The following is a 24,290-nucleotide window of genomic DNA, read 5'->3' as shown; positions in this document are numbered from 1 at the left end:
GCATTCGCCTAACCATCCACGGTTGCTCGACCCGAGGGCGTTTGCGATAGTCCCAAGAACAAAGAACCCTCGGGTCAGGCCCGAGGGTGACGATCCCGATTGGGTTAGGCCAATGACCCGAATTGCTGCGGCACGTTCGGGGAGGGCGTCTTGCGGGCCCGGTTCTGGGTGAAGAAGGAGATGAGCAGCAGGACCAGGCCCACCGAGGCCGGGAAGAAGCCGCCATCGCCGACATTGAGATGGGCCGATATGGCCAGGAGCAGGTGGAAGAACATGCCGGCATAGGCCAGATCGCTGAGCGGCACCGAGACCCGGCTCAGGATGGCGAGGGGCGCGGCGATCTTGGCGACGATCAGCACCGTGATCAGGTAGGACGGATAGCCGAAATTGGCAAAGCCCTCCTCGACCATCGGCCGCTGCATGATATAGGCCGCCGCCCCGCCCAGATAGATGAGGCAGAGCAGGGCCGTGCTGACCCAATAGGCGATCCGGTATGGCGTCATCTCATAATCCTTTCGATTTGCGCAGGTAATGTCAGGCGGTGGGCAGAAGCGCTTCGAGCCGATCATAGACCGCGTCGAAACCATCGGTCATGCCGATCTCGATGGCGGCGGCACGGGCCTCGGCGCTGGCATAGCGCATCACCATGACCATGCGCGTGCCCTGGCCCCGGGCCTCGAGATCGGTGGTGATCGTGGTGCCCGAGGCCGTGTCGCCGTTGAAGAATTCCACATGCTGCATGTGGTGCGGTGCCTGCACCGCCAGGATCGGCCCGGAGAAGTGAAAGCCGGGGCTGGCCTGCGTGCCCTTCCATTCGTAATAGAAGCTGCCGCCGGGCCGCAGGTCGATCTCGCAGCGCGACATGGTTTCCGCCGAGGCCATCCAGTGCGGGATGAGGGCGGGATCGGTCATCACCTGCCAGACGCGCTCGGGCGGGTGGCTGAAATCGCGCCGGACGACGATATCGGTCTCCCCGTCCTGGGCGACCTGCAGGATCGGTCTCTGGTTCATTTTTCCTCTCCCCTTGGCACTTTGGCCGGCGCGGCTTCGGCCAGCCCCTCCAGCACGCAATCCATCTTCTCGAATTGCCGCTCCCATTGCGCCCGGTAGCGGCCCAGCCAGTCCCACAGGGCCGCGACCCCTTCCGGCTTCAGCCGGCGCGGCCGGGCCGTGCCCGCAATGCGGGTCTCGATCAGCCCGGCCTCTTCCAGCACCTTGAGGTGCCGGCTGATGGCCGGCTGACTGATGGCAAAGGGCCGGGCCAGCTCCTGGACGCTGGCCTCACCCTCGGCCAGGCGGTCGAGAAGGGCACGGCGCACCGGATCGGCCAGGGCAGCGAAGGAGCGGTCGAGAGAGGTCATTATCTGGCATCTGTTATACAATACGGACTTTATATAATGAGATCGTTATATAGTCAAGCGGCTGCGGCCCCTTGCGACAAGATGGGCAAAGCCGCTGGCGCCGGTTGGATTCTGTGGCCGAATTGCCTAAGGTCGGCGCTTATTCTCCATATCCGACCCGATCCAGACCCGACCGCCCATGGACCAGACCCCTATTGAGGCCGATCCCGGCCCCGCGCCCGCGGGGTTGACGCCGATGATGGCGCAATATTTCGAGATCAAGGCCGTCAATCCGGGCTATCTGCTGTTTTACCGGATGGGCGATTTCTACGAGCTGTTCTTCGAGGACGCCGAAATCGCCAGCGCCGCTCTGGGCATCGTGCTCACCAAGCGCGGCAAGCATCTGGGCGAGGATATCGGCATGTGCGGCGTGCCCATCCATGCCGCCAACGATTATCTCAACAAGCTGATCAAGCTAGGCCATCGCGTCGCCATCTGCGAGCAGATGGAAGACCCCGCCGAGGCCAAGAAGCGCGGTTCGAAATCGGTGGTGCGGCGCGACGTGGTGCGGCTTGTGACGCCCGGCACGCTGACCGAGGACGATCATCTCGACGCCCGCTCCTCCAATTACCTGGCCTCGCTCGCCATGGTGCGGCATGGCGAGACCGATTTTGCCCTGGCCTGGGCCGATATTTCCACCGGCGAGAGTTTTGTCGCCGATCTGTCCGCCGGGCAATTGGCCGACGAGATGGCGCGCATCGCCCCGGCCGAATTGCTGCTGGCCGAGACCACGCGGGCGGCTTTGGCCGAGCGGCATCTGTTTGCCCCGGCCTGGGCCTCGATCGCCTCCACCATTCCGGCCGAAAGCGCCGACAGCGAAGCGGCGAGCGCGGTGCTGCGCCGGGCCTTTCCGGGCGAGAGCTTCGATCCCAGCGCCCTGTCCCGCGCCGGGCGGGCGGCCCTGGGGGCGCTGGTCGCCTATGTGGGCGAGAGCCAGAAGGGGCGCCGGGCGCCGCTGCGGCCGCCTGTTCTGGGTGCCGCCGAAAGCGCCATGGCCATCGATGCGGCAACCCGGGCGAGCCTTGAAATCCTCGTCACCCAGCGCGGCCAGGCCAAGGGCTCGCTGCGCGCTGCCATCGACCTGACCGTCACCGCGCCCGGCGCCCGGCTGCTGGCCGGCCGTCTCGCCGCTCCCTTGCGGCAGGCCGGGCCGATCAATGAACGGCTCGACGCGGTGGGCCGGCTGGTGGACGACACCCTGCTGCGCGCCCGGCTGCGGCAGGATCTGAAAGCGGCGCCCGACCTGGCCCGCGCGCTCTCCCGCCTGTCGCTGGACCGCGGCGGACCGCGCGACCTGGCCGCGATCGGCAAGGCGGTGGCCGCGGCCCTGGACCTGGCGGGGCATCTCTCGGCCCAGCCCGACCTGCCGCCGGTCCTGGCGCGGCTCGCCGATATCCTGGGCGCCGCCCCGCGCCCCCTGGCCTCCGAACTGGGCCTGGCGCTGGACGACGAGTTGCCGCTTCTGAGCCGCGATGGCGGCTTCGTGCGCGCCGGCTATGATGCCAGGCTCGACGAGGAGCGGGCCTTGGGCCGCGAGACGCGCGCCGTGGTGGCGGCCCTGCAGGCGCGGCTCATGGACGAGACCGATGTGCGCTCGCTCAAGATCAAGCATAATGGCGTGCTCGGCTTTTTCGTCGAAGTGCCGGCGGCGCATGGGCAGAAACTGCTCGAGGCGCCGCATCGGGACATTTTCATCCATCGCCAGACCCTGGCCAATGCCATGCGGTTCACCACCACCGAACTGGCCGAACTGGAGGGCCGGATCGCCAAGGCGCAGGATGCGGCGCTGGAGATCGAACTGGCGATCTTCGCCCGGCTGCGCGAGGAGGTGCTGTCGCGTATCGCGCCCCTGCAGGGCCTGGCCGATGCCCTGGCCGAGCTCGACGTCACCGCCGCTCTCGCCGAAGTGTCCGCGCTGCGCGGCTATGCGCGGCCCAAAGTGGACGACAGCCTTGCTTTCGCCATCCTTGGCGGGCGCCATCCGGTGGTGGAATTGATGGTGAAGGAAGAGGGCCAGAGCTTTGTCGCCAATGACGCCGATCTCTCGGGCAGCGAGGAGGCTGGCGGCGGCGCGCTATGGCTGGTGACCGGCCCCAATATGGGCGGTAAATCGACGTTCCTGCGCCAGAACGCGCTCATTGCGATTCTGGCGCAGATGGGCTGCTACGTGCCGGCCGACAGCGCCCATATCGGGGTGGTGGATCGCCTGTTCTCCCGCGTCGGCGCCTCCGACGACATCGCCCATGGCCGCTCCACCTTCATGGTCGAAATGGTGGAAACCGCGGCCATCCTCAATCGCGCCACAAGGCGGAGCCTGGTGGTGCTGGACGAGATCGGGCGCGGGACGGCCACGTTCGACGGGCTTTCCATCGCCTGGGCCTCGGTGGAGGCGCTGCATGAAAGCACCGGCTGCCGGGCCCTGTTCGCGACCCATTTCCACGAATTGACCAGCCTCGCCAAGACGCTGGCGCGGGTGGCCAATGTCACCATGAAGGTGCGCGAATGGGAAGGCGAGGTGGTGTTCCTGCACGAAGTCGGCCCCGGCGCCGCCGACCGCTCCTATGGCATCCAGGTGGCGCGGCTGGCCGGCCTGCCCGAACCGGTCATCGCCCGGGCCAAGCAGGTGCTCGACGTGCTCGAACAGCGCTCGGCGGGCACGGCATCTTCCCGCCAGAAGGCCAGCGTGCTAGACGATCTGCCGCTCTTTGCTCATCAGCCGCCGCCCGCGCCCAAGGGTAAGGACCCCGTTTACGAAGCCCTCGATACAATACGCCCCGACGAGATGACGCCGCGACAGGCGATCGAGACCCTGTACCAGCTGAAGAAAATCCGTGATGACGCTCGCCGAAGCTGAGGTCCGGCCCAAAAAGGCCCTCTTCGCGCTCAAGACTGCCGACACGATCCTGGCCGACCTCGACGCTTTGATCGGCGACGAACCGGCCAAGTCCCCCAATGCCCGCGCGCAAATCCTGGCCCATCTCCGGCAGGTGCTGGCCGAGGCCCGGGCCGGGGCGGAGGCCGATCTTCTCGCCAATAATCGCGGCACCCGCTGCGCGCAGAATCTCTGCGCCGCGCAGGACGAGATCATCACCGCCATCCACCGCTTCGCCACCACCCGCGTCTATCCGCTGGACAATCCCTCGGGCGCCGAGGCCATCGCACTCTCGGCCGTGGGCGGCTATGGCCGCGGCACGCTGGCGCCCGGGTCCGACATCGACCTCCTCTTCATCCTGCCCTACAAGCAGACCCCCTGGGGCGAGCAGGTCACCGAATATGTGCTCTACATGCTCTGGGACCTGGGCCAGAAGGTGGGCCACGCCGTGCGCTCGGTGGACGAATGCATCCGCATGGCCCGCGCCGACATGACGGTGCGCACCGCCACGCTCGAAGCGCGCTACCTCACCGGCGACAGGGGCCTTTACGACAATCTCGTCCATCGCTTCGAAACCGAGATCATGCCCCGGACGGGCCCCGAATTCATCGCCGCCAAGATGGCCGAGCGCGACGAGCGCCACCAGCAGATGGGCAATACCCGCTATGTGGTCGAGCCCAATATCAAGGACGGCAAGGGGGGCATGCGCGACCTCAACACGCTGTTCTGGATCGGCAAATATTTCTACCAGGTCAAGACCAGCCAGGAACTGGTGGGCAAGGGCGTGCTCAGCGCCGCCGAATACCGCCTGTTCTCGCGTGCCGAGGACTTCCTCTGGGCGGTGCGCTGCCACCTGCATTTCCTCACCGGCCGCGCCGAGGAAAAACTGACCTTCGACGTGCAGCCCGATCTCGCCCGCCGCATGGGCTATGAAAAGCGCCTCGGCCTTCTGGGCGTCGAGCGCTTCATGAAGCGCTATTTCCTCGTCGCCAAGGATGTGGGGGACCTGACGCGCATCATCTGCGCCAGCCTCGAATTCCACCACGCCAAGGACATGGACATTGTCGGGCGCGTGCTGGCGCCGTTCCGCTCGGGCAGGAGCAGGATCAAGGGCGAGACCGCCTTCATCATCGACAATGGACGGCTCAATATCGCCGCGCCCGACGTGTTCGAGAAGGACAGCGTCAATCTCATCCGCATGTTCATGGTCGCCGGGCGCGAGGAATTGCTGTTCCACCCCGACGCCATCAAGCATATCCGCGACAGCCTGGGCCTGATCGACAACAAGCTCAGGACCGATCCCCGGGCCAATGCGCATTTCCTGACCGTGCTGACCAGTCCGCTCTATGTGGAGCGCATCCTGCGGCAGATGAACGAAAGCGGCGTCCTGGGCCGCTTCGTGCCCGATTTCGGCAAGATCGTCGCGCTGATGCAGTTCAACATGTACCACCATTATACGGTGGACGAACACCTGATCCGCTCGGTCGGCGTCATGGCCGATATCGCCAATGGCGGGCTGCGCAAGGAATTGCCGCTGACCCATGAGCTGCTGCCCCAGCTCAACGATACCCGCCTGCTCTATGTGGCCCTGTTCCTCCACGACATCGCCAAGGGGCGGCCCGAGGACCATTCCATCGCCGGCGCCCGCATCGCCAAAAAACTCTGTCCGCGCTTCGGCCTCAATGCCGCCGAGACCGATACGGTCTGCTGGCTGATCGAATATCACCTGCTGATGAGCGAGATCGCCCAGGCCCGCGACATCCAGGACCCCGAGACCGCCAAGGCCTTTGCCGACGTGGTGCAATCGCCCCAGCGGCTGGCGCTGCTGATGATCCTCACCGCCTGCGATATTCGCGCCGTGGGCCCGGGCACCTGGACCGGCTGGAAGGGCAGCCTGCTGCGCGCGCTCTATTACGCCACCGAGCCGCTGCTTTCGGGCGGGCATAGCCAGGTCAGCCAGTCCGTGCGCGTCAACGAGGCGCAGGAAGCCCTGGCCAAGGCGTTGGACTCCTGGCCGGGCGAGGCGGTGGACGCCTATATGGCCCGCCATTACGACCATTACTGGCTGCGCGCCGAGCCGGAATTGCAGATCGAGCATGCGCGGATGATCCGCCAGGCCGATACGTCCGGACAGCCCTTTGCCGGCTCGATCCGGGTCAAGGCCTTCGAGGGCATCACCGAAGTCAGCTTCTACGTGCCCGACCATCCGCGCCTGCTCTCGCTGATCGCCGGCGCCTGCACCATGCAGGATGCCTCCATCATCGGGGCGCAGATCTTCTCCACCCGCGACGGCCGCGCCATCGACACGTTCCGGCTGCGCCGCGCCTTTACCAGCGACGAGGACGAAAAGGTCCGCGCCACCCGCATCATCGATACCGTCAAGCAGCTCCTGCAGGGCAAGCGGACGGTGCTGATCGACCTGGGCAAGGAAAGCCGGCACAACAAGCGCCTGCGCCCCTTCGCCCTGCCGGCCCAGGTCTCGGTGTCCAATGCCATTTCGGAAAAGTTCACCGTCATCGAGGTCTCCGGCCTCGATCGCATCGGCCTCCTCTATGCGCTGACCCGCGAAATCTCGGATCTGAGCCTCACCATCGGCTCGGCCCATATCGGCACCTATGGCGAAAAGGCGGTGGACGTCTTCTACGTCACCGACCTCACCGGGCAGAAAATCCACGTCAAGGCACGCCAGAAGAAGATTCACGACGCGCTGATGAGTGTGTTCGAGCGGCCGGCACAGGAGAAGAAGGTGGCCAATGGGTAGGGGCCGCTCTTTACCTCTCCCTTTGGGGGAGAGGTCGACGGCGCAGCCGGCGGGTGAGGGGGCCTTCGGCAGGCACCAGATCCGCAGAAGGCCCCCTCACCCGGCCTTTCAGGCCGACCTCTCCCCCAAAGGGAGAGGTGAAGAAGGCGCGGCATTTCCATGACCCTCTTCCGCAATTTCGCGTCTGTCGGCGCGCTGACCCTGCTGTCGCGCATTGCCGGCTTCGTGCGCGATGCGCTGATGGCGGCCGTCCTGGGCACCGGGCCGGCGGCCGATGCCTTTTTTGCCGCCTTCCGCTTTCCCAATCTCTTCCGCCGGCTCTTTGCCGAGGGCGCCTTCAATACCGCCTTCGTACCGATGTTTTCCGGGGCGCTGGAGCGCGAGGGCGAGGAGGGGGCGAAGCGCCTGGCGGCGCGGATCATGAGCTGGCTCGTGGCCATGCTGGTCGTGGTGACCATCCTGGTCGAAATCTTCATGCCGCAGATCATGGTCGCCTTCGTACCCGGCTTTGTCGATGACAGGGAAAAATTCGAGCTGACCGTGCTGCTGACGCGGATCATGTTCCCCTATCTCGCCTGCATGTCGCTGATGGCCGCCTATGGCGCCATCCTCAATACGCTGGGCCGTTTCTTCGCGGCGGCCTTCGCGCCGGTCCTGCTGAACCTGGTCAATATCGCCATGCTGATCCCGCTGGCGACCTTCTGGGTGCAGGACCCGGCAAATGCCACGATCTGGGTGGCGCTGGCCACCATGGGCGGCGGCCTCGCGCAATTGCTGCTGGTCTGGCTGGCCATCGAGCGGACCGGTTTCCGCCCGGTCTTCCGCCTGCCCCGGCTCGATCCGGAAGTGCGGCGCTTCTGGGTGCTGGCGGTGCCGGCCATCCTGGCGGGCGGCATTACCCAGATCAATATCTTCGTGGGCACCATCATCGCCTCGGGCGCGGACAATGCCATTTCCGTGCTCTCCTATGCCGACCGGCTCTATCAATTGCCGCTGGGCATTATCGGCATCGCCATCGGCACCGTGTTGCTGCCCGAGCTCTCCCGGCATCTCAAGGGCGGGCGGGAACAGCAGGCGCGGGCCAGCCAGGAACAGGCTTTTCTCGTGGCCATGCTGCTGACCCTGCCGGCGGCTTCGGCCCTGATGGCCCTGGCCGAGCCCATCGTGCGGGTCCTGTTCGAACGGGGCGCCTTCGACGCCCTGGCCACCCGGCAGACGGCGGAAGCGCTGGTGGCCTTTGCCGCCGGCCTGCCGGCCTATGTGCTGATCCGGGTGTTCCAGCCCGGCTTCTTCGCCCGCGAAGACACGATGACGCCCACCATCATCGCCGGGATCAGCGTGGTGGCCAATATCGCCATTTCGCTCTGGCTGTTTCCCAGCCTCGCCCATATCGGCATCGCCATCGCCACGGCAGCCTCGGCCTGGCTCAATGTCTTCTGCCTCGCCGGCATGCTGTTGCGGCGCGGACAATTCTCCTGGGTCTCCTCGGAATGGCGCGCCCATGCCGGTATCGTCCTTGTCAGCATGATCATGGGCGTCAGTCTCTGGCTCCTGGCCAATCAGGGCGCCGGCCACCTGGCTTCGGGCGTGCCGCTCTGGCGGCAGGCCGGGGTTCTGGCCATGCTGATCCTCTTCGGGGCGGTGACCTATTTCACCCTGATCCACGTTTCGGGCACGCAGGACCTCACCCGATTGCTCCGCCGACTGCGTCGACGGGGTTAGCTGGTTCCCATCCCGGCGCGGCGCGTATAGAACGGGCGCTGGAATCTCGTCTTGGTTAGAAGGGCATCATGACGTTCAGCCCCCGCGTCTTTTCCGGTATCCAGCCTTCGGGCGACCTGCACCTGGGCAATTATCTCGGCGCCATCCGTCGTTTCGTGCCTTTGCAGGAAACGCATGAGACCATCTATTGCGTGGTCGATATGCATGCCATCACCGTCTGGCAGGAGCCCGATGCGCTGCGCCGCGCCACCAGGGAAGTGGCGGCCGCCTTCATCGCCGCCGGCATCGATCCCAAGCGCTCGATCATCTTCAACCAGTCGCAGGTGGGCCAGCATGCCGAGCTGGCCTGGGTGTTCAATTGTATCGCCCGCATCGGCTGGATGAACCGGATGACCCAGTTCAAGGACAAGGCCGGCAAGAACTCGGAAAATGTCTCGCTGGGCCTTCTGGCCTATCCCTCGCTGATGGCCGCCGATATCCTGCTCTACAAGGCCACCGGCGTGCCGGTCGGCGACGACCAGAAGCAGCATCTGGAGCTGACCCGCGACATCGCGGCCAAGTTCAACAACGATTATGCCGCCGCCATCGCCGAGCGCGGCCTGGGCGAGGAGGACGGCCAGTTCTTCCCCATGACCGAGCCGCTGATTGCCGGGCCGGCGACCCGTATCATGAGCCTGCGCGACGGCAGCAAGAAGATGAGCAAGTCCGATCCTTCGGACCAGTCGCGCATTTCCCTGCTCGACGATGCCGATGCCATCGCCAAAAAGATCAAGAAGGCCACCACCGACCCGGCCGAATTGCCCTCTGGGATCGAGGGCCTGGCCGGACGGCCCGAGGCCGACAACCTCGTGGGCATCTATGCGGCGCTGTCCGACCGCTCCAAGGCCGAAGTGCTGGCCGAATTCGGCGGCGCCGGCTGGGGCCGGTTCAAGCCGGCTCTGGCCGATCTGGCGGTGGCCGTGCTGGCCCCCATGAACGGGGAAATGCGCCGCCTGCTCGACGATCCCGCCACGATCGACGCCGTGCTGCGCGATGGCGCGGAGCGGGCCGGGGCCATTGCGGAAAAGACAATGGCGGCGGTTCGCGATATCGTCGGCTTCATCCGTTAATCGTTCAGCGGGAGCGCTCATGGTCTCCGAGGTCGAGTACAAACGCAAATTTCTCGTCGTCATCGACGAGACCGAGGAATGCGACCGCGCCCTGACCTTCGCCGCCTGGCGCGTCAAGCGCACCGGCGGCACGGTGGTGCTGATGAGCGTGGTGGCCCAGCCCGAATTCATCGGCATGGGCGTCGAGGACGTGCTGCGCGCCGAGGCGGTGGAGGAGGCCGAGCGCAATCTCGACATGCGCCTGGCCCGCATCCGGGAAATCGGCGATGTCCGGGCCGAATCGGTGATCCGCGAGGGCAATGGCGCCGAGCAGATCGAGCATGTGATCGCCCGCGACAAGGATATCGCCATCCTGGTGCTGGCCGCCTCGAAATCGCCGGACGGGCCGGGCCCGTTGGTGACCCATTTCGCCGCCCGCGCCAATACGCTGCCCATTCCGCTGACCATCGTGCCCGGCCACATGGCCGACGAGGAAATCATCGCCATCTGCTGAGCGTGCCGCAGGCGATATCGCTCCAGTGGAGCGATGTCAGCGCAGCAGGCCATGAGAGCCATGCTCGAATGGCGGCTTCGTGCCGCGCGCGGGCAGGGCGGTCTTCCGAAAATTGCGGGGGTTGGGATGAGGGAGCCATGGCGCGGCGTGTCCAAATCACCCTGCGCACAGGCTAAGCGGCGGCAATGGGGCTGTCACCCCCACAATTGCGCATCGGGGCGGGAATGGACATGGACAGGCCCTGCCGGGCGGGACTAGCATCATGGGTGCCGGCACCCCATGTCAGGAGCGTCGGCAGACGTGATCCCGTCAAGCCGGGAAGCGGCTTTTCGGACTCTCGCGTCGAGCCAAACGACCGAAAGGAAAAAAGCCATGACCTTACGCGTTTCGGGAAAGAACATGGATGTGGGCGACGCCCTGAGGAGCAAGGCGGAGGACCATTTCGCCACCGTCGTCGGCAAATATTTCGACGGCGGCTATGACGGCCACCTCACCCTGACCCCGGACGGCATCGGCTTCCGCGCCGATTGCGTGGTGCACCTGGATTCCGGCACGACCCTGCAGGCCAGCGCCCAGGGCGGCGACGCCACCAGTGCCTATGAAGTCATGGCGCTCAATATCGCCAAGCGCCTGCGCCGCTATAATCGCAAGCTCAAGTCCCACCGCAAGGGCGCCAACGGCAATGCGGCCGACGGGCTGACCGCGCAATATACGATTTTCGGGGCCAGCGACGCCTTCGACGAGCTGGACGAGGATTACGCCCCGCCCGTCGTGGCCGAGAGCACCAAGAACCTGCGCGCCATGAGCGTGGAGGAGGCCGTGATGGAGCTCGACCTCACCGGTCAGCAGGTTGTGATGTTTCGCCACGCTGGACATGGCGGCTTAAATGTGGTCTACCGCCGCGCGGACGGCAATATTGGCTGGATCGATCCGGCCCTGGGCGCCAACTAGACGGCGCATGTGCCCGAAAATGGATAAATAGATCCCAAGGCAGATTAATGGAATTGGCCGATATTCTGGCGGAAGACTCCGTGCTGACTTGCACGGGGATCACCGACAAACGCCAGCTCTTTGAAGTCCTTGCGCAAAAGGCTGCGGAACGCACCGGACTCACCGTGAGTGAGATCGTCGATGCTTTGGTGGCGCGCGAAGAACTGGGTTCGACCGGCCTGGGGAACGGCATCGCCATTCCCCATGGCAAGCTGAAGGGCCTCGATGGCGTCGTTGCCGTGTTCGCGCGGCTGGACGATCCCATCGAGTTCGACTCGGTGGACGATCAGCCGGTGGACCTGGTGATGCTGCTGCTGGCGCCCGTCGGTGCCGGTGCCGATCACCTCAAGGCCCTGTCGCGCGTGGCCCGCATGCTGCGCACCGAATCGGTGGTGGATCAATTGCGCGGCGACGACGACACGGCCCGCATGCGCGCCGTGCTCACCGCGCCGCTCGAAACCAATTGCGCCGCCTGATCGGCTGATCGTTTCCTTGCTGACCAGGCCGCCTCCGGGCGGCCTGTTTCGTTTGTGGGGCGCCTGCGCCTCATTCCGGCCTGGTGCCGTTCCTGGCCAATACGTCGCCGGCCAGATAGAGCGAGCCGCAGATCAGGACGCGTGCATTCTCGATGGCGGCGGCGGCCTGGAGCGCCTTGACCACGGAGCGCTGGGCGCGGGCGGCAAAGCCCATGGCCCGGGCCCGGGCGGCGATCTCCTCGGCTCCATGGGCATTGGGCTCGCCGGGAATGGTCAGCGTCAGGATGCCGGCCGGCGCCAGGTCACGGAACGGGGCAAGGAAATCCTCCGGCGCCCGCGTATTCATCATCCCCATGATCAGCACCAGCGGCTTTGCCGGCATGGCGGCGATCGTCTGCGCCAGCGCGGCGGCGCCATGGGCATTGTGGCCGCCATCGAGCCAGAGTTCGTGGCCGGATGGCAGCAGATCGCGCAACTTCCCCGTGCGGATGGCCTGCATGCGGGCCGGCCAGGTGACCCGGCGCAGCCCCTCGGCAAAGGCCGCCGCCTCCACCGGCAGGCCGAAATGGCGGATGGCGGCGATGGCCAGCGCCGCATTGTCGAATTGATGCGCGCCGGCCAGCGCCGGGGGCGGCAGGTCGAGCAGGCCCGCTTCATCCTGGAACACCAGGCGTCCATCCTGTTCGGAGCCGTGAAAATCCTCGCCCTGCCAGATCGGCGTGATGCCGAGGCGATGGGCAGCGCGCTCCAGCACCTTGCGGGCCTCGTCCCGCTGCAAGCCCATGACCGCCCGGGCGCCGCGCTTGAGGATGCCGGCCTTGCTGGAGGCGATCTCGGCAAGGCTGTTCCCGAGAAAGCCCTGATGGTCGTAGTCGATCGGGGTGATGATCGTGCCCAGGGGCTGCCTGACCACATTGGTCGTGTCATAGGTGCCGCCCATGCCGGTCTCGAGCAGCAGATAATCGGCGGGCGTTTCGGCAAAGAGCGTGAAGGCGGTCACCGTGGTCACCTCGAAAAAGGTGATCGGATCGCCCGCATTGACGCGTTCGACCTCTTCCAGCGCCGCATTGAGCTTGCGCGTGCCGACCAGGGTGCCGGCAAGCCGGATGCGCTCGTTGAAGCGCACCAGATGCGGCGAATTATAGACATGGACGCGCTTGCCCGCCGCTTCGAGGAAAGCGCGCAGATAGGCGATTGTGGATCCCTTGCCATTGGTGCCCGCGACATGGATGACGGGGGGCAGATGGTCCTGCGGATTGCCCAGCCGGTCCAGCAGCGGCAGCATGCGATCGAGGCTGAGATCGATCAGCTTGGGATGGAGCTGGGAGAGGCGGGCGAGAATGGAATCGGTGCGGGACATTTTGAACTCCCATAGGGGCACAATACCGGTCGCGCCACCGGCCCGGCACCTCCTCCTTGACGGGGGAGGTTGGGAGGGGGTGGCCACGCGCCCAGCGCTTGCCGATCCCCCTCCCTGCTCGATTCAAGGACTTAGCTTGCGCTACGTCCTGTCTCGCTTCCCTCCCCGCAAGGGGGAGGGTGAAGAAAGACCTTACTTCCGCAGCTCGCCGCCGGTGGTCTTGGTGACGGCGGCCACGATTGCCGCCGAAACCTTTTCGATCTCCTCGTCGGTCAGCGTCTTGTCCCTGGGCTGCAGGATGACCTCGATGGCGACCGATTTCTTGCCCTCGCCGACATGGGCGCCCTCGAAGACGTCGAAAATGCCGACATCCTTGATCAGGGCCTTGTCGGCGCCGCGGGCGGCCTTGAGCAGGGTCGCGGCGGGCACCGCCTTGTCCATGACGAAGGCGAAGTCGCGGCTGACCGGCTGGAAGGGCGAGAGCGCGATGGCCGGCTTGGTGCGGGTGGGCTTGCGGCGCGGCTCGGGAAGGGCATCGAGATCGATCTCGAAGGCGGCGACCGGCCCTTCGATATCGAGTTCGGCCGCCAAAGCGGGATGCAGTTCTCCGAACCAGCCCAGGATCACCTTGGGGCCGAGCGCGACACGCCCGCCGCGGCCCGGATGGCTCCAGGCGGCCGCTTCGGGCAGGACCTGCACCTTTTCGATATCGACGCCTAGCGCATCGAGCGCCGCGGCGAGGTCCGCCTTGGCGTCCCAGACGCCGACCGTCTTCGCCTTGCCCGACCAATGCCGGCCGGCGCCGTCCAGCCCGGCCGTGCCGGTGCGGATGCCCGAGGCATAGGTGTGCTGGCCTTCCGGCAGGTCGGAAAGGAAGATCTGCCCGACCTCGAACAGCGCGATATCGGCAAAACCGCGATTGGCATTGCGCCGGGCGCCGGCGAGCAGGCCGGGCAGCAGCGAAGGCCGCATATCGGTCATGTCCGAGGCAATGGCATTGGCCAATTGCCGGTCCGCGGTGCCACCGCCGAAACGGGTGGCATCGTCATGGGAGATGAAGGACCAGGTGACCACTTCGTCCAGCCCGCGCGCGGCCAGGGCCCGGCGAGCGATGCGGCGGCGGTTCTGGATCGTGGTGAGGATGCGCGGCGCCACGTGATCCAGGCGGGGCAGGGGCTCGACCGGCACATTGTCGACGCCGACCATGCGCATGACCTCTTCCACCAGATCGGCCTTCTGCGTCACGTCCGGGCGCCAGGACGGCACTTTTACCTGGCGGGTTTCGCCCGCGCCCTCGACGGCAAAGCCGAGGCGGCCGAGAATCTGCTCGATCTCGGTGGCCGACACGTCGAGGCCGGTGAGGCGGCGGACTTCGGCGAGGGGGAAATCAACAATCGTATTGGGAAAGACGTCCTCGCCCGAAATGGCCGGCTCCATCGGCGTGCCACCGCAAAGTTCCAGGACGAGGCGCGTCGCCAGTTCCATGCCGGGCTCGGTCAGGGCCGGATCGACATGGCGCTCGAGCCGGTAGCGGGCATCGGAGACGATGCCGGTCTTGCGTCCGGCCTGGGCGATGAGGTCGGCGTCCCAGGAGGCGCATTCCATGAAGACATTGACCGTTTCGTCGGTGACGCCGGAGCGGATGCCGCCCATGATGCCGCCCAGGCAGAGCGGGCCCTTGTCGTCGGCGATGACGGTCATGGTCTCGTCAAGCCGATAGACCTTGTTGTCGAGCGCGTCGAAATCCTCGCCGCGCGCATTGCGCAGCACCATCTGCCCTTCGACCTTGTCGGCGTCATAGGCATGCAGCGGCCGGCCCCAGCCGAGCGAGACGAGATTGGTGATGTCGACAACGGCATTGATGGGCCTGAGGCCCACGGCGCGCAGGCGTGCCTGCAGCCAATCGGGGGAGGGGCCGTTCTTCACATTGGCGATATAGCGGCCGGCGAATTTGCGGATCGCCTTGCTCTCGCCCGCGGCGAAATTCTGCGGCAGTGGCGGGATCGGGCTCGGGCCATGCGAGGGCACGGGCGAGAAATCGGTCGTTTTCAGCGTGCCGAGGCCGAAGGCGGCCAGGTCGCGCGCCACGCCATAGACGCCGGTGGCGTCGCCGCGATTGGGGGTGATGGAAATGTCGAAGACCACGCCATTGATGCCGGCATAATCGACATATCTTTCACCGATCGGGGCGTCCTCGGGCAATTCGATGATGCCGTCATGATCGTTGGACAATTCGAGTTCCGCCGCCGAGCACAGCATGCCGTTGGACGGCGCGCCGCGAATGACCACGCCGGCCTTGAGCTCGAAATCCTTGCCCGGGATATAGGTGCCGGGCGCGGCGAAGACCGATTTCATGCCGGTGCGGCAATTGGGAGCGCCGCAGACCACGTCGATCAAGGTGCCGGTGCCGGCATCGACCTTGCAGATATTGAGGTGGTCGGAATTGGGATGCGGTTTCGCCTCCACCACATGGGCGACGACGAATTTCTCCAGCGCCTTGCCCTGCGATTCGATGCCTTCGACCTCGAGACCGATCATGGTCAGCGCCTTGCCGATCTCTTCGGGCGTGGCGCTGGTCTCGAGATGCTCCTTGAGCCAGTCGAGCGTGAATTTCATGTGTCTGGCTCCTTAGCTCGAAAGTCCGCCGAAAAGGGTCGGCAAATCCAGTGGCCTGAACCCATAATGCTCGATCCAGCGCTGGTCGGCGTCGAAGAAGGCGCGCAGGTCGGGCATGCCGTATTTCAGCATGGCGATGCGGTCGATGCCGATGCCCCAGGCAAAGCCCTGATAGACATCCGGATCGAGCCCGGCATTGCGGATGACATTGGGGTGGACCATGCCGCAGCCCAGGATTTCGAGCCAGTCATTGCCCTCGCCGATCTTGACCTCCGAGCCGGAGCGGTCGCATTGCACGTCCACTTCCATCGAGGGTTCGGTGAAGGGGAAGAAGCTGGGCCGGAAGCGCAGGGTGACGCTGGGCACTTCGAAGAAGGCCTTGAGGAATTCCTCCAGCACCCAGCGGAGCTGGCCGATATGGGAGCTCTTGTCGATGACCAGCCCCTCCACCTGATGGAACATCGGGGTATGGGTCTGGTCGGAATCGTTGCGATAGGTGCGGCCGGGCATGACCACGCGGATCGGCGGATCCATGGCCGGGGTCAGATAGGCGGCCGCCGGCTTCTCGTTGGTCTTCTGCATGACGCGCATCTGCACCGGCGAGGTGTGCGTGCGCAGCACTTTCTTCACCCCGTCCGGGCCGGGCTTCATGAAGAAGGTGTCGTGCATTTCGCGCGCCGGATGACCCTCGGGGAAATTGAGCGCGGTGAAATTGAAATAGTCGGTCTCGATATCGGGCCCTTCGGCGATGGAGAAACCCATATCCGAGAAGATGGCGGTGATTTCGTCGATGGTCTGGGAAATCGGGTGAATGCGGCCGCGCGCCGTCGGGCCGGGCTTCAGCGGCAGGGTGATATCGACGGTCTCGGCCCGCAAACGGGCGTCGAGCGCGGCGGCCCGCAATTCGGCGCCGCGCGCCTCGATCAGCCCGGCAATGTCGGTCTTGAGGCCGTTGATGGCGGGCCCGGCCGATTTGCGATCCTCGGGCGCCATGGCGCCGAGCGTGGCCAGGAGCGCGGAGACGGACCCCTTCTTGCCCAGGGCGGCGACGCGCACGCCATCGAGCGCGGCTTCGTTCTCGGCTGCGGCAATGGCGGCGGACAAGTCGCCGCGCAGGGTTTCGATCTGGGCTTCTAGGGACATGGAATTCTCGTTTCGAACGGCTGGCGCGGTTAGAGCATTTTGGGCGCGCGGAGTCAGGAGAAAACTCATCCCATCCGCCCGTCACCCTCGGGCTTGACCCGAGGGTTCTTTTTCAAGTGCAACGCCCTCGGGTCAAGCCCGAGGGTGACGATCCAGAGGGCGGCCACGTCCGGACCATTCGAGCCTGCCACTCGACGATAGGTCTCGTGGCCTTCTTCGGCTCAAAAGGCTCCACCGGAGCCTTTTGTCCTGCGGATCGCCGGCGAAGTCTCATGGCCTTCTCGCCTAAAATCGCTCCATCGGAGCGATTTTGCCAGTGGCCGGCTCGAAGACAAAAACGCCCCGCGCCAGCCCTCTCGGGCGGCGCAAGGCGCGGTTTTTGACCTCAGCGAAGCTGAAAGTTAGGCGGTGACGCGGGCGTGGGTGGTGTCGTCCACGCCTTCCAGATACGCCAGCGCTGCCTTGGCCTTGGCGACCAGGGCCGTGAACGCTTCGGGCTGGGTGATCGCGAGATCGCTCAGCACCTTGCGGTCGACGGCGATTTCAGCCTTGCTGAGGCCGTCGATAAATCGGTTATAGGTCAGGCCGTGATCGCGCACGGCGGCGTTGATGCGCTGGATCCACAGGGCGCGGAAATTGCGCTTCTTGACGCGACGATCGCGATAGGCGTACTGGCCGGCCTTTTCGACGGCCTGCTTGGCGATGCGGATCGTGGATTTACGACGGCCGTAATAGCCCTCGGCGGCCTTCAAGACCTTCTTGTGACGAGCGTGGGCGGTTACGCCCCTCTTAACGCGTGCCATTGTTCAAACGTCCTTCCAGCTTAGCGGTTGTACGGCATGTACCACTTCACCAGACCCTCGTCGCCCTTGGACAGGATCTTGGTGCCGCGGTTGGTGCGGATGTACTTGGCGTTGTGGCTGATCAGGCGGTGGCGCTTGCCGGCGACGCCGGCCTTCACCTTGCCGGTGGCGGTGAAGCTGAAGCGCTTCTTGGCACCGGACTTGGTCTTCATCTTGGGCATTTTGCGGGTCCTTGTCGTCTAGTCGGATGGATTGAGGCCCATCGCATTCAAGAACCGCCACGGCATGCCTTTTGGCCGGGCGGTCCGGAGAAGTCGGCTCTATAGGGGGAAAGCGGGGCCATGGCAAGGGGCTAGGCCGCCGCCTCCAGGCGCCTTTTGCCGCTGAAGCCGGTCACGATGGCGTCCAGCGCTTCCGCCTGGGCCCGGGTCTGGTCGATGGCGGCATGCGATTCCTCCACCAGGGTGGCATTGTGCCTGGTATCGGCATCCATGGCGCGCATGGCCTCGGCAATGGTGGCGATGGACCGGCTCTGGTTCTGGGCCGTGGCGGCAATGGCCTGCATCTGGCCGCTGTCGCGCTCGACGGCTGCGTGGATGGCCATCAGCATGCCCGCCGCCTCCTCGGCGATGCGGGCGCCACCGGCCACCGCCAGGGAGGATTGGGCCGTCAGCGCCTTGATGTCGGCCGAGGCGCGCGCCGCGCTCTGGGCCAGCCGCCGCACTTCCACGGCCACCACCGCAAAGCCCTTGCCCGCTTCGCCCGCCCGCGCCGCCTCGACCGAAGCGTTGAGCGCCAGGAGATTGGTCTGGAAGGCCATGTCCTCGATCAGCCCGGTAATGGCGGTGATCTCGTCCGATGTGCCGCGAATCTCAGCCATGGCCGCGTTCAGCCGCGCCATGGCGCTATTGCCGTCATGGGCGAGGCGCGCCGAATCCCGGGCGCTGCCGGCGGCGTTTCCGGCCATTTCGGTATTGGCGGCGATGTCGCGCGCCAGAACCTCCACCGCGTGGAAGGTGGATTCGAGCAGGCCGGCCTGCTTGTGGGTGCGCTCGGCCAGGTCGTCGGCGCCGTCGAGGATTTCGTCGGTGGCGCGGCGCAGCGCGCCCGAGGCATCGGCGAGCTGGAAGATGGTGTCGGCCAGCGTGTCGGCCAGGCGATTGGTATCGGCCTGCAATTGCCCGAACGCGCCAGAAAAACGGCCTTCCATGCGCTGGTCGAGCCGGGAGGCGGCCAGGGCGGCGAGCACGCGTCCGTTCTCGCCGAGCCCGGCCTCGACATTGGCCAGAAGCGCATTGACGCGCTCGGCCAGCAGATCGAGATCGGCCAGGCCATAGGCGCGGGCGAGGCGCGGCCGGAAATCGCCGGCCAGGGCGGCGGCGATGACCGCCTCGAGATCGGTCTGGAGCCGGCTGCGATGGCCGGCCATTATCGTGGCCTGCTGGGCTTCGGCGCGCTCCCGGGCCATGGCTTGCTCGACCTGCCGGCCATTCTCCCCGAAGATTTCGAGCGCCCGGGCAATGCGGCCCAGTTCGCTGTCGCGGTCGGCGCCCGCAAGGCTCACCTCGAAATCGCCGGCCGCCAGGCGATCCATGCTGGCCGCGATGATGCCGACGGAACGCGAGAGCCAGCGGGCGGTGATTATGGAAAGCACGATGCCCAGGGTCAGCGCCAGCAGGCCGGCCAGCAGGGCGGCGGTGCCGATGGCGGCGGATTGGGCTTCGGCATGGACACCGAGCCGGTCCTGCTCCGCGCGCGCCGCTTCGGCGTCGCCGGCATAGCGGGCGGCGAGGTCGGCATCGACGGCCCGGGCGGTCCCCGCCAGGGCGCGGCGCTCCAGCAATTGGCCCTGTGCGGCGTCGATGGCCTGGGTGAAGCCGGCCAGGGCCGCGCCGACCGCATCGACGCTGGCCAGGTCGTCGGCCTTGAAAAACAGGGCGCGCAGCGCGTCCAAAGCGGCCTGGGTGGTCGGGCCGCGAGCCATTGCCCGCTCATAGGCCTCGCCATCGCCGGCCAGCATGGCCTCGGTTTCGAGCCGCAGCAGCAGCAATTCCTGCATGGCAAGCCCCGCCATGGCGGCCGCCCGGGCATTAAGCGTGGCCGCCTCGGAGGTCTTGGCGATCAATGCCGCCAGACTGTCCGTGGCCATGATGCCCTGCTCGCGCATGGCCAGGGTGAGGGCGCCAAGGGATTGGTCGAGCGCGATCATGTCTTCGGCGATGCGGCCGTAATCGTCGGCGGCGCCGGCAAAAGCCGCCAGCTGCGTCCGCAGCAGGTCGGCTCTTTCCGGGCCCGGCGCGCCCTGATAGGCGGCGAAAGCCAGCCGGGCTTCGGCCAGATCGACGGCGCCGGCCTGGGCATTGGCGGCGCGCGCGCTGGCCTCGGCCTGGGCGCGGAACGTGCCGCTCAGATTGTGCACGCCCCAGAGCGCGATGGCCAGGAGCACGCCCATCAGCACGATCAGCATGCTGAAGGCCACATAGATACGTCCCGACAGGGTCAGGCGCTTGAGATTCATGGGCTGATGCTCCCCAGCACGAACCCCTCCCCGCTGCCTGCCTAAAGCGGCATTGTTAAGCCTTTCTCTATGGCGGCGTCATCGGATTGTCGCAAACCCGCCAATGGCTTAGCGCGGCCCGGCTTTGCGGGCCGCGCAGATTTTTTGTCCCTCAATGCGCCGGAGCGGCACTGGGGTCGCGGTAATGGCGCAGCGCCAGCATGACCGCGAAGGCCATCGCCGCCACCAGCCCCGCCGCGCTCAGCAGCACGGTGGAATGGGCGCTGGTAAAGGCCAGCCGGGCCGCCTCCATCAGCGGAGCGCCGTCCGCGCCGAGATCGCGGGCCGCCAGCATGGTTTCGCCGATGGAATGGCCGGCGCTTGCCGGAAGCGTGCCGGCGAGCGCCTCGGGCAGGCGCAGCGCGGCCGAATAGCTGGTTGCAAGCAGGACGCCGAAAAAGGTGATGCCCAGGCCGGCCCCCATCTCGTAGCCGGTGCCTTCCAGGGCGCCGGCCGCCCCGGCCTTGTCGGCAGGGGCGCTCGACATGATGGCGATGGACGAGGCGGTGAGGCCGATGCTGAGCGACAGGCCCAGTACCGCCATCAGCGCGACGACGCCGAAGCCGGGATTATGGAAATCGCTGAACCCGAGCCCGGCCAGTCCGGCGGCGGCGGCCAGCAGCGACAGGGTCGCCACCCAGCGCAGTCCGAACAGGCTCACGGCATAGCCGGCCAGCGGGCCGCCAATGGCCGAGGCGATGACCAGCGGCATCATGAAGAGTCCGGCCTCGAGCGGTGTGCGGCCGACGACGAATTGCAGTTCCTGCGCCACGGTCAGCTCCGCGCCGGCCAGCGCACCGGTGACCACCAGGGCCATGATCGTGCCCACCACGATGGCCGGACGCGAGAACAGGGAAAGGTCGAGCATCGGCGTGGCCGCGCGCAATTGCTGCCGCACGAACAGCGCCAGCAGCACGATGCCGGCCCCGAGGCTCAGCGCGGTGACGTGGCGGGCCTGGTCGGGCTTGAACCCCGATTTGATGGCATAGACGCTGGCGATGAGGCCAGCGATGAGCAGCAGAGCCTGGCCGATGCTCCACGATCCCGCGCCGGAGGGCCGGCTGCGCGGCAGGACGGCATAGGCCAGCGGCCAGACGATCAGCATGACCGGGACATTGATGAGGAAGACCGAGCCCCACCAGAAATGCTCGAGCAGCAGGCCCCCGGTAAGCGGGCCCAGCGCCGAGCCGGCGGCGCCGATCGTACCCCAAAGGCCCAGCGCGATGCCGCGCTCCCTGGGATCCTCGAAGGTCCGGCGGATGATGGCCAGCACATTGGGCACCACCATGGAGGCGCCCAGCGCCAGGAGGGCCCGCGCCCCGATCAGCATGGCCGCGTTCGGCGCGAAGGCGGCGGCGATCGAGGCAACAAGGAAGACGAGCAGGCCCCACAACAGCATGCGCCGATGCCCGACCCGGTCGGACAGCGTGCCCATGGGCACCAGCAGGCCCGCCATCAGCAGCGGATAGATGTCGATGATCCAGAGGATTTCGGTGCCGCTGGCATCGAGCGCCATGGTGAGCGAGGGCACGGCAATGTGCAGGATGGTCATGTCGATGACGATCGGGGTGAAGGCCAGCATGACGGCCAGCAGGATCAGCCAGCGATTGCGGGGGGCGGACATGTCGAAACCTCTTTGCGCGGGCGGCAATTTCAATTGATATGAAGGGAGGGCGGATATATATCCGTCCAGACGGATTGAAAAGAGGAAAGATGGGCCGCAAGCAGACAATTGATCGCGGGGCCTTGCTGGACGCCGCCGAGCGGGTGGTGCTGCGCGAGGGGGCCGGGCATCTCACCATGGAGGCCGTGGCCGCCGAGGCAGGAGTGAGCAAGGGCGGGGTGCTCTATGCCTTTGCGAGCAAGGACGCGCTGGTCGACGCCCTCGTCTCCCGCGTCTATGCCGCCATGGACAAGATCGCCGACGATTTCATCGCCAAAGCGGGCGACAATGCCCTGAACCGGGCCCTGGCCCATGTCCTGGCCAGCCAGAATGCCGAGACGCTGATCAGCGAGCGCAGCGTGGCGCTGATTGCCAGTTTCATGCGCTCACCCGAATATCGCAAAGGCGCGCAGGAATATTACGCCGGCATCCTCGACGGGCTCGACCTCGCCACGCCGGCCGGCCGCAAGGCGCGGCTGGCGCTCCTGGCCTGCGAAGGGGCTCTGCTGCTGCGCGGCTTCGAATTCCACCCGATCGGCCCGGCCGAATGGACATCCATCCATGACGATATCCAGGAGCTGCTGCTGTCCTGATCAGGCCTGGGCGGCCGCCAATTTCGGCTCGATATGGTCCTCGAACAACAGGCCCGGCCGGGCGGCCAGGGCGGCGCCATAGCTGGCCTCGGCCTCGAGCGAGGTACGCAGGAACCCGGCCAGGCCCGCGACATCCTCTTCCCGCAGCCCGTAATGGCCCGCTTCCAGGCGAGCCAGGATTTCGGTCTTGGAGGCGATCATGCCCGAGGCGACATCCTTGCCATTGCTCATCGAGCCGTCGCGCTTGATGTAATCGTGCAGCGGCGTGCCCAGGTGATAGCTTTCCGGCACGGTGCGATAGAGCTGCAGCAGGAATTCGAGGTCGGTCATGTTGCTCATCGTGGCATCGTAGCGCCCGTCGCCCCGGCGGCGATCCCAGACGATCATCGAATCCATCGACAGGCTCACCCATTTGTGTTCGCCCGGCCGCAGCGCCCGGTCCGGCCCCGCGCCCACATGGCGCAGATGGGTGAAATCCATGGTCATGACGTCGAGGGCCGTGGTGACGATGCCATGGCGGTCCAGCGCCGCCACCGCCTTTTCCAGTTTCAGCGGTTTCAGCCGGTCATCGGCGTCCAGGATGGCTGCATAGGGGGTATCGAGCCGGTCCAGCGCCACATTGCGGGTGACCGAGGCGCCCCGGCCGATGCCGCCGCTGCCAACAAAGACCTGGCGCGGATCAGCAAGGCCCCGCTCGGCGAGAAAGCCGGCATAGTCGAAGCCGTCATCGGCGATGATCCAGTGCTGCCAGTCGCCCTGGCTCTGTTCGAGCACGCTTCTGACTGTCGCGGGCAAGGTGTCCTGGGCCTTGAAGGCGGGGGTGATAACGGCGACCGTGCGAGCCATGTCTTGAACCTTTTGCGTCCCTGACCCATATCTGGGACACGTTTTCGATGCCACTGCAATCGGGTCGGAAACAACGACGTTGCTTGACGATCAAGGACGGTTTCATGACGCGCATCTCGGTGTTTTCCGCGCCCTTTCTCCTCGGCTTCGACAGCTTCGAGGAGCGTATCGACCGGCTGGCCCGGTCGGCGGATGGCTACCCTCCCTACAATATCGAGCGGAACCAGGGCGAAGACGGCGCCGAGCACTTCATGATTTCCATTGCCGTGGCGGGTTTCGCCCGCAGCGAGCTCGAGATTGTCGTTGAAGACAATCAATTGCAGGTGCGCGGCAAGCAGAAGGACGAGCCGGGAAAGGACTACCTGCACCGCGGCATTGCTGCCCGCCAGTTCCAGCGCAACTTCCTTCTCGCCGACGGCATGGTGGTAAAAGATGCAACTCTGGGCCATGGCATGCTCGTTATAGTTCTGGAGCGGCCCCGCGCCGCCAAGATCGCCCGAAGAATCGACATTCGCTCATTGTGAGGAAAGAGAACAGGAAAGGGCCGACAAGATGATGGATAAACGCAATTCCGACGCCGCGGTCGAAGCCGCAAACCCCCTCAAGACCCTGACGCGCGCCCAGTTCGCCGCTCTGGGGGGCGATGCCGTGGCCTATGTCAAACCGGTTTCCGGCCTGGTGCTTTCCGCCATGATTCACGATGCCGAATTCGATGCCGGCACCCAATATCAGCTCGTCATGTCCGCCGACGGCACGCCGCTCATGGTCTCCGACAGCGCCGAGGCGGTGAATGAATGGCTAGGCGACCAGTCCATCGGCCTGGCCACGCTGCACTGATCGCGGCGGCGAGCCGAGCAGAACGCGCAATGCCCGCCACTGGCGGGCA

21 protein-coding genes are annotated in these 24,290 nt (G+C 66.0%); 10 read left to right on the top strand and 11 right to left on the bottom strand.

Features of this window, described 5'->3' with window-relative positions:
- Nucleotides 1-104 precede the first annotated feature (104 nt).
- From A3840_RS13140 to A3840_RS13130, 3 genes are read right to left on the bottom strand one after another with little or no spacing between them, the layout of a single operon-like run.
- On the bottom strand, nucleotides 105-503 hold the full coding sequence (locus tag A3840_RS13140) for a DoxX family protein (RefSeq protein ID WP_067457513.1): 399 nt from the start codon (nucleotides 501-503) through the stop codon (nucleotides 105-107).
- Between the two features lie 31 nt (nucleotides 504-534).
- Complete coding sequence (locus A3840_RS13135; RefSeq protein WP_067457512.1) at nucleotides 535-1,011, bottom strand: SRPBCC family protein; 477 nt, start codon at nucleotides 1,009-1,011, stop codon at nucleotides 535-537.
- Nucleotides 1,008-1,361 (bottom strand): ArsR/SmtB family transcription factor, encoded by a 354-nt coding sequence (locus tag A3840_RS13130; RefSeq protein ID WP_067457509.1) that lies wholly within the window; start codon nucleotides 1,359-1,361, stop codon nucleotides 1,008-1,010. The genes A3840_RS13135 and A3840_RS13130 overlap by 4 nt, the downstream gene beginning before the upstream one ends.
- 178 nt (nucleotides 1,362-1,539) lie before the next feature.
- On the opposite strand from A3840_RS13130, the gene mutS reads away from it, so the two are divergent.
- The 7 genes from mutS to A3840_RS13095 all read left to right on the top strand — a co-directional run bounded on the left by mutS (nucleotide 1,540) and on the right by A3840_RS13095 (nucleotide 11,823).
- Nucleotides 1,540-4,254 (top strand): DNA mismatch repair protein MutS, encoded by a 2,715-nt coding sequence (gene mutS / locus A3840_RS13125; protein WP_067457506.1) that lies wholly within the window; start codon nucleotides 1,540-1,542, stop codon nucleotides 4,252-4,254.
- Nucleotides 4,235-7,033, top strand: a complete 2,799-nt coding sequence (locus tag A3840_RS13120; RefSeq protein WP_067457503.1) for a [protein-PII] uridylyltransferase — start codon at nucleotides 4,235-4,237, stop codon at nucleotides 7,031-7,033. Before mutS ends, A3840_RS13120 begins: the two co-directional genes overlap by 20 nt.
- Before the next feature lie 159 nt (nucleotides 7,034-7,192).
- Nucleotides 7,193-8,755 (top strand): murein biosynthesis integral membrane protein MurJ, encoded by a 1,563-nt coding sequence (murJ, locus tag A3840_RS13115; RefSeq protein ID WP_067457500.1) that lies wholly within the window; start codon nucleotides 7,193-7,195, stop codon nucleotides 8,753-8,755.
- Nucleotides 8,756-8,820: 65 nt separating this feature from the next.
- Nucleotides 8,821-9,864 (top strand): tryptophan--tRNA ligase, encoded by a 1,044-nt coding sequence (gene trpS / locus A3840_RS13110; RefSeq protein WP_205633382.1) that lies wholly within the window; start codon nucleotides 8,821-8,823, stop codon nucleotides 9,862-9,864.
- Nucleotides 9,865-9,883: 19 nt separating this feature from the next.
- Complete coding sequence (locus A3840_RS13105) at nucleotides 9,884-10,357, top strand: universal stress protein (RefSeq protein WP_067457494.1); 474 nt, start codon at nucleotides 9,884-9,886, stop codon at nucleotides 10,355-10,357.
- 372 nt (nucleotides 10,358-10,729) lie between these two features.
- On the top strand, nucleotides 10,730-11,308 hold the full coding sequence (locus A3840_RS13100; RefSeq protein WP_067457491.1) for a ribosome hibernation promotion factor: 579 nt from the start codon (nucleotides 10,730-10,732) through the stop codon (nucleotides 11,306-11,308).
- Nucleotides 11,309-11,355: 47 nt separating this feature from the next.
- On the top strand, nucleotides 11,356-11,823 hold the full coding sequence (locus tag A3840_RS13095) for a PTS sugar transporter subunit IIA (protein ID WP_067457488.1): 468 nt from the start codon (nucleotides 11,356-11,358) through the stop codon (nucleotides 11,821-11,823).
- 70 nt (nucleotides 11,824-11,893) lie between these two features.
- On the opposite strand, the gene A3840_RS13090 is transcribed toward A3840_RS13095, so the two are convergent.
- The 7 genes from A3840_RS13090 to A3840_RS13060 all read right to left on the bottom strand — a co-directional run bounded on the left by A3840_RS13090 (nucleotide 11,894) and on the right by A3840_RS13060 (nucleotide 21,926).
- The gene (locus A3840_RS13090) at nucleotides 11,894-13,183 is read right to left on the bottom strand and encodes a bifunctional folylpolyglutamate synthase/dihydrofolate synthase (protein ID WP_067457485.1); all 1,290 of its coding nucleotides are present in this window, start codon (nucleotides 13,181-13,183) and stop codon (nucleotides 11,894-11,896) included.
- A gap of 192 nt (nucleotides 13,184-13,375) precedes the next feature.
- Entirely contained in the window at nucleotides 13,376-15,799 is a 2,424-nt protein-coding gene (gene pheT, locus A3840_RS13085) for a phenylalanine--tRNA ligase subunit beta (RefSeq protein WP_067457481.1), read from the bottom strand.
- A 12-nt stretch (nucleotides 15,800-15,811) separates the two neighbouring features.
- A complete protein-coding gene (gene pheS, locus A3840_RS13080; RefSeq protein ID WP_067457478.1) occupies nucleotides 15,812-16,942 on the bottom strand; it encodes a phenylalanine--tRNA ligase subunit alpha in 1,131 nt (376 codons plus the stop codon).
- Between the two features lie 401 nt (nucleotides 16,943-17,343).
- Nucleotides 17,344-17,745, bottom strand: a complete 402-nt coding sequence (gene rplT / locus A3840_RS13075) for a 50S ribosomal protein L20 (protein WP_067457475.1) — start codon at nucleotides 17,743-17,745, stop codon at nucleotides 17,344-17,346.
- A 20-nt stretch (nucleotides 17,746-17,765) separates the two neighbouring features.
- Nucleotides 17,766-17,966 carry a 50S ribosomal protein L35 gene (rpmI, locus tag A3840_RS13070; RefSeq protein ID WP_046105910.1) on the bottom strand — a complete coding sequence of 67 codons (201 nt, stop codon included), beginning with the start codon at nucleotides 17,964-17,966 and terminating at the stop codon, nucleotides 17,766-17,768.
- A gap of 131 nt (nucleotides 17,967-18,097) precedes the next feature.
- Complete coding sequence (locus A3840_RS13065) at nucleotides 18,098-20,263, bottom strand: methyl-accepting chemotaxis protein (protein WP_067457472.1); 2,166 nt, start codon at nucleotides 20,261-20,263, stop codon at nucleotides 18,098-18,100.
- Between the two features lie 151 nt (nucleotides 20,264-20,414).
- Nucleotides 20,415-21,926, bottom strand: coding sequence for an MFS transporter (locus A3840_RS13060; RefSeq protein ID WP_067457469.1), 1,512 nt, complete (start codon nucleotides 21,924-21,926; stop codon nucleotides 20,415-20,417).
- An 89-nt stretch (nucleotides 21,927-22,015) separates the two neighbouring features.
- On the opposite strand from A3840_RS13060, the gene A3840_RS13055 reads away from it, so the two are divergent.
- Entirely contained in the window at nucleotides 22,016-22,558 is a 543-nt protein-coding gene (locus tag A3840_RS13055) for a TetR/AcrR family transcriptional regulator (RefSeq protein WP_067457466.1), read from the top strand.
- On the opposite strand, the gene A3840_RS13050 is transcribed toward A3840_RS13055, so the two are convergent.
- Nucleotides 22,559-23,404 carry a glycosyltransferase family 2 protein gene (locus A3840_RS13050; protein WP_067457463.1) on the bottom strand — a complete coding sequence of 282 codons (846 nt, stop codon included), beginning with the start codon at nucleotides 23,402-23,404 and terminating at the stop codon, nucleotides 22,559-22,561.
- Nucleotides 23,405-23,508: 104 nt separating this feature from the next.
- On the opposite strand from A3840_RS13050, the gene A3840_RS13045 reads away from it, so the two are divergent.
- Together A3840_RS13045 and A3840_RS13040 are read left to right on the top strand one after the other, a co-directional pair.
- Nucleotides 23,509-23,928: an Hsp20 family protein gene (locus A3840_RS13045; RefSeq protein ID WP_067457517.1), complete on the top strand. Its 420-nt coding sequence runs from the start codon at nucleotides 23,509-23,511 to the stop codon at nucleotides 23,926-23,928.
- 28 nt (nucleotides 23,929-23,956) lie between these two features.
- Nucleotides 23,957-24,241: a DUF1150 family protein gene (locus A3840_RS13040; RefSeq protein WP_067457460.1), complete on the top strand. Its 285-nt coding sequence runs from the start codon at nucleotides 23,957-23,959 to the stop codon at nucleotides 24,239-24,241.
- Nucleotides 24,242-24,290: the final 49 nt, after the last annotated feature.

It is taken from the genome of Devosia elaeis, assembly GCF_001650025.1.
Lineage (GTDB): Bacteria > Pseudomonadota > Alphaproteobacteria > Rhizobiales > Devosiaceae > Devosia > Devosia elaeis.
Note: the sequence above shows the minus strand (reverse complement) of the source record. Positions and strands in the feature narration are given on the sequence as shown.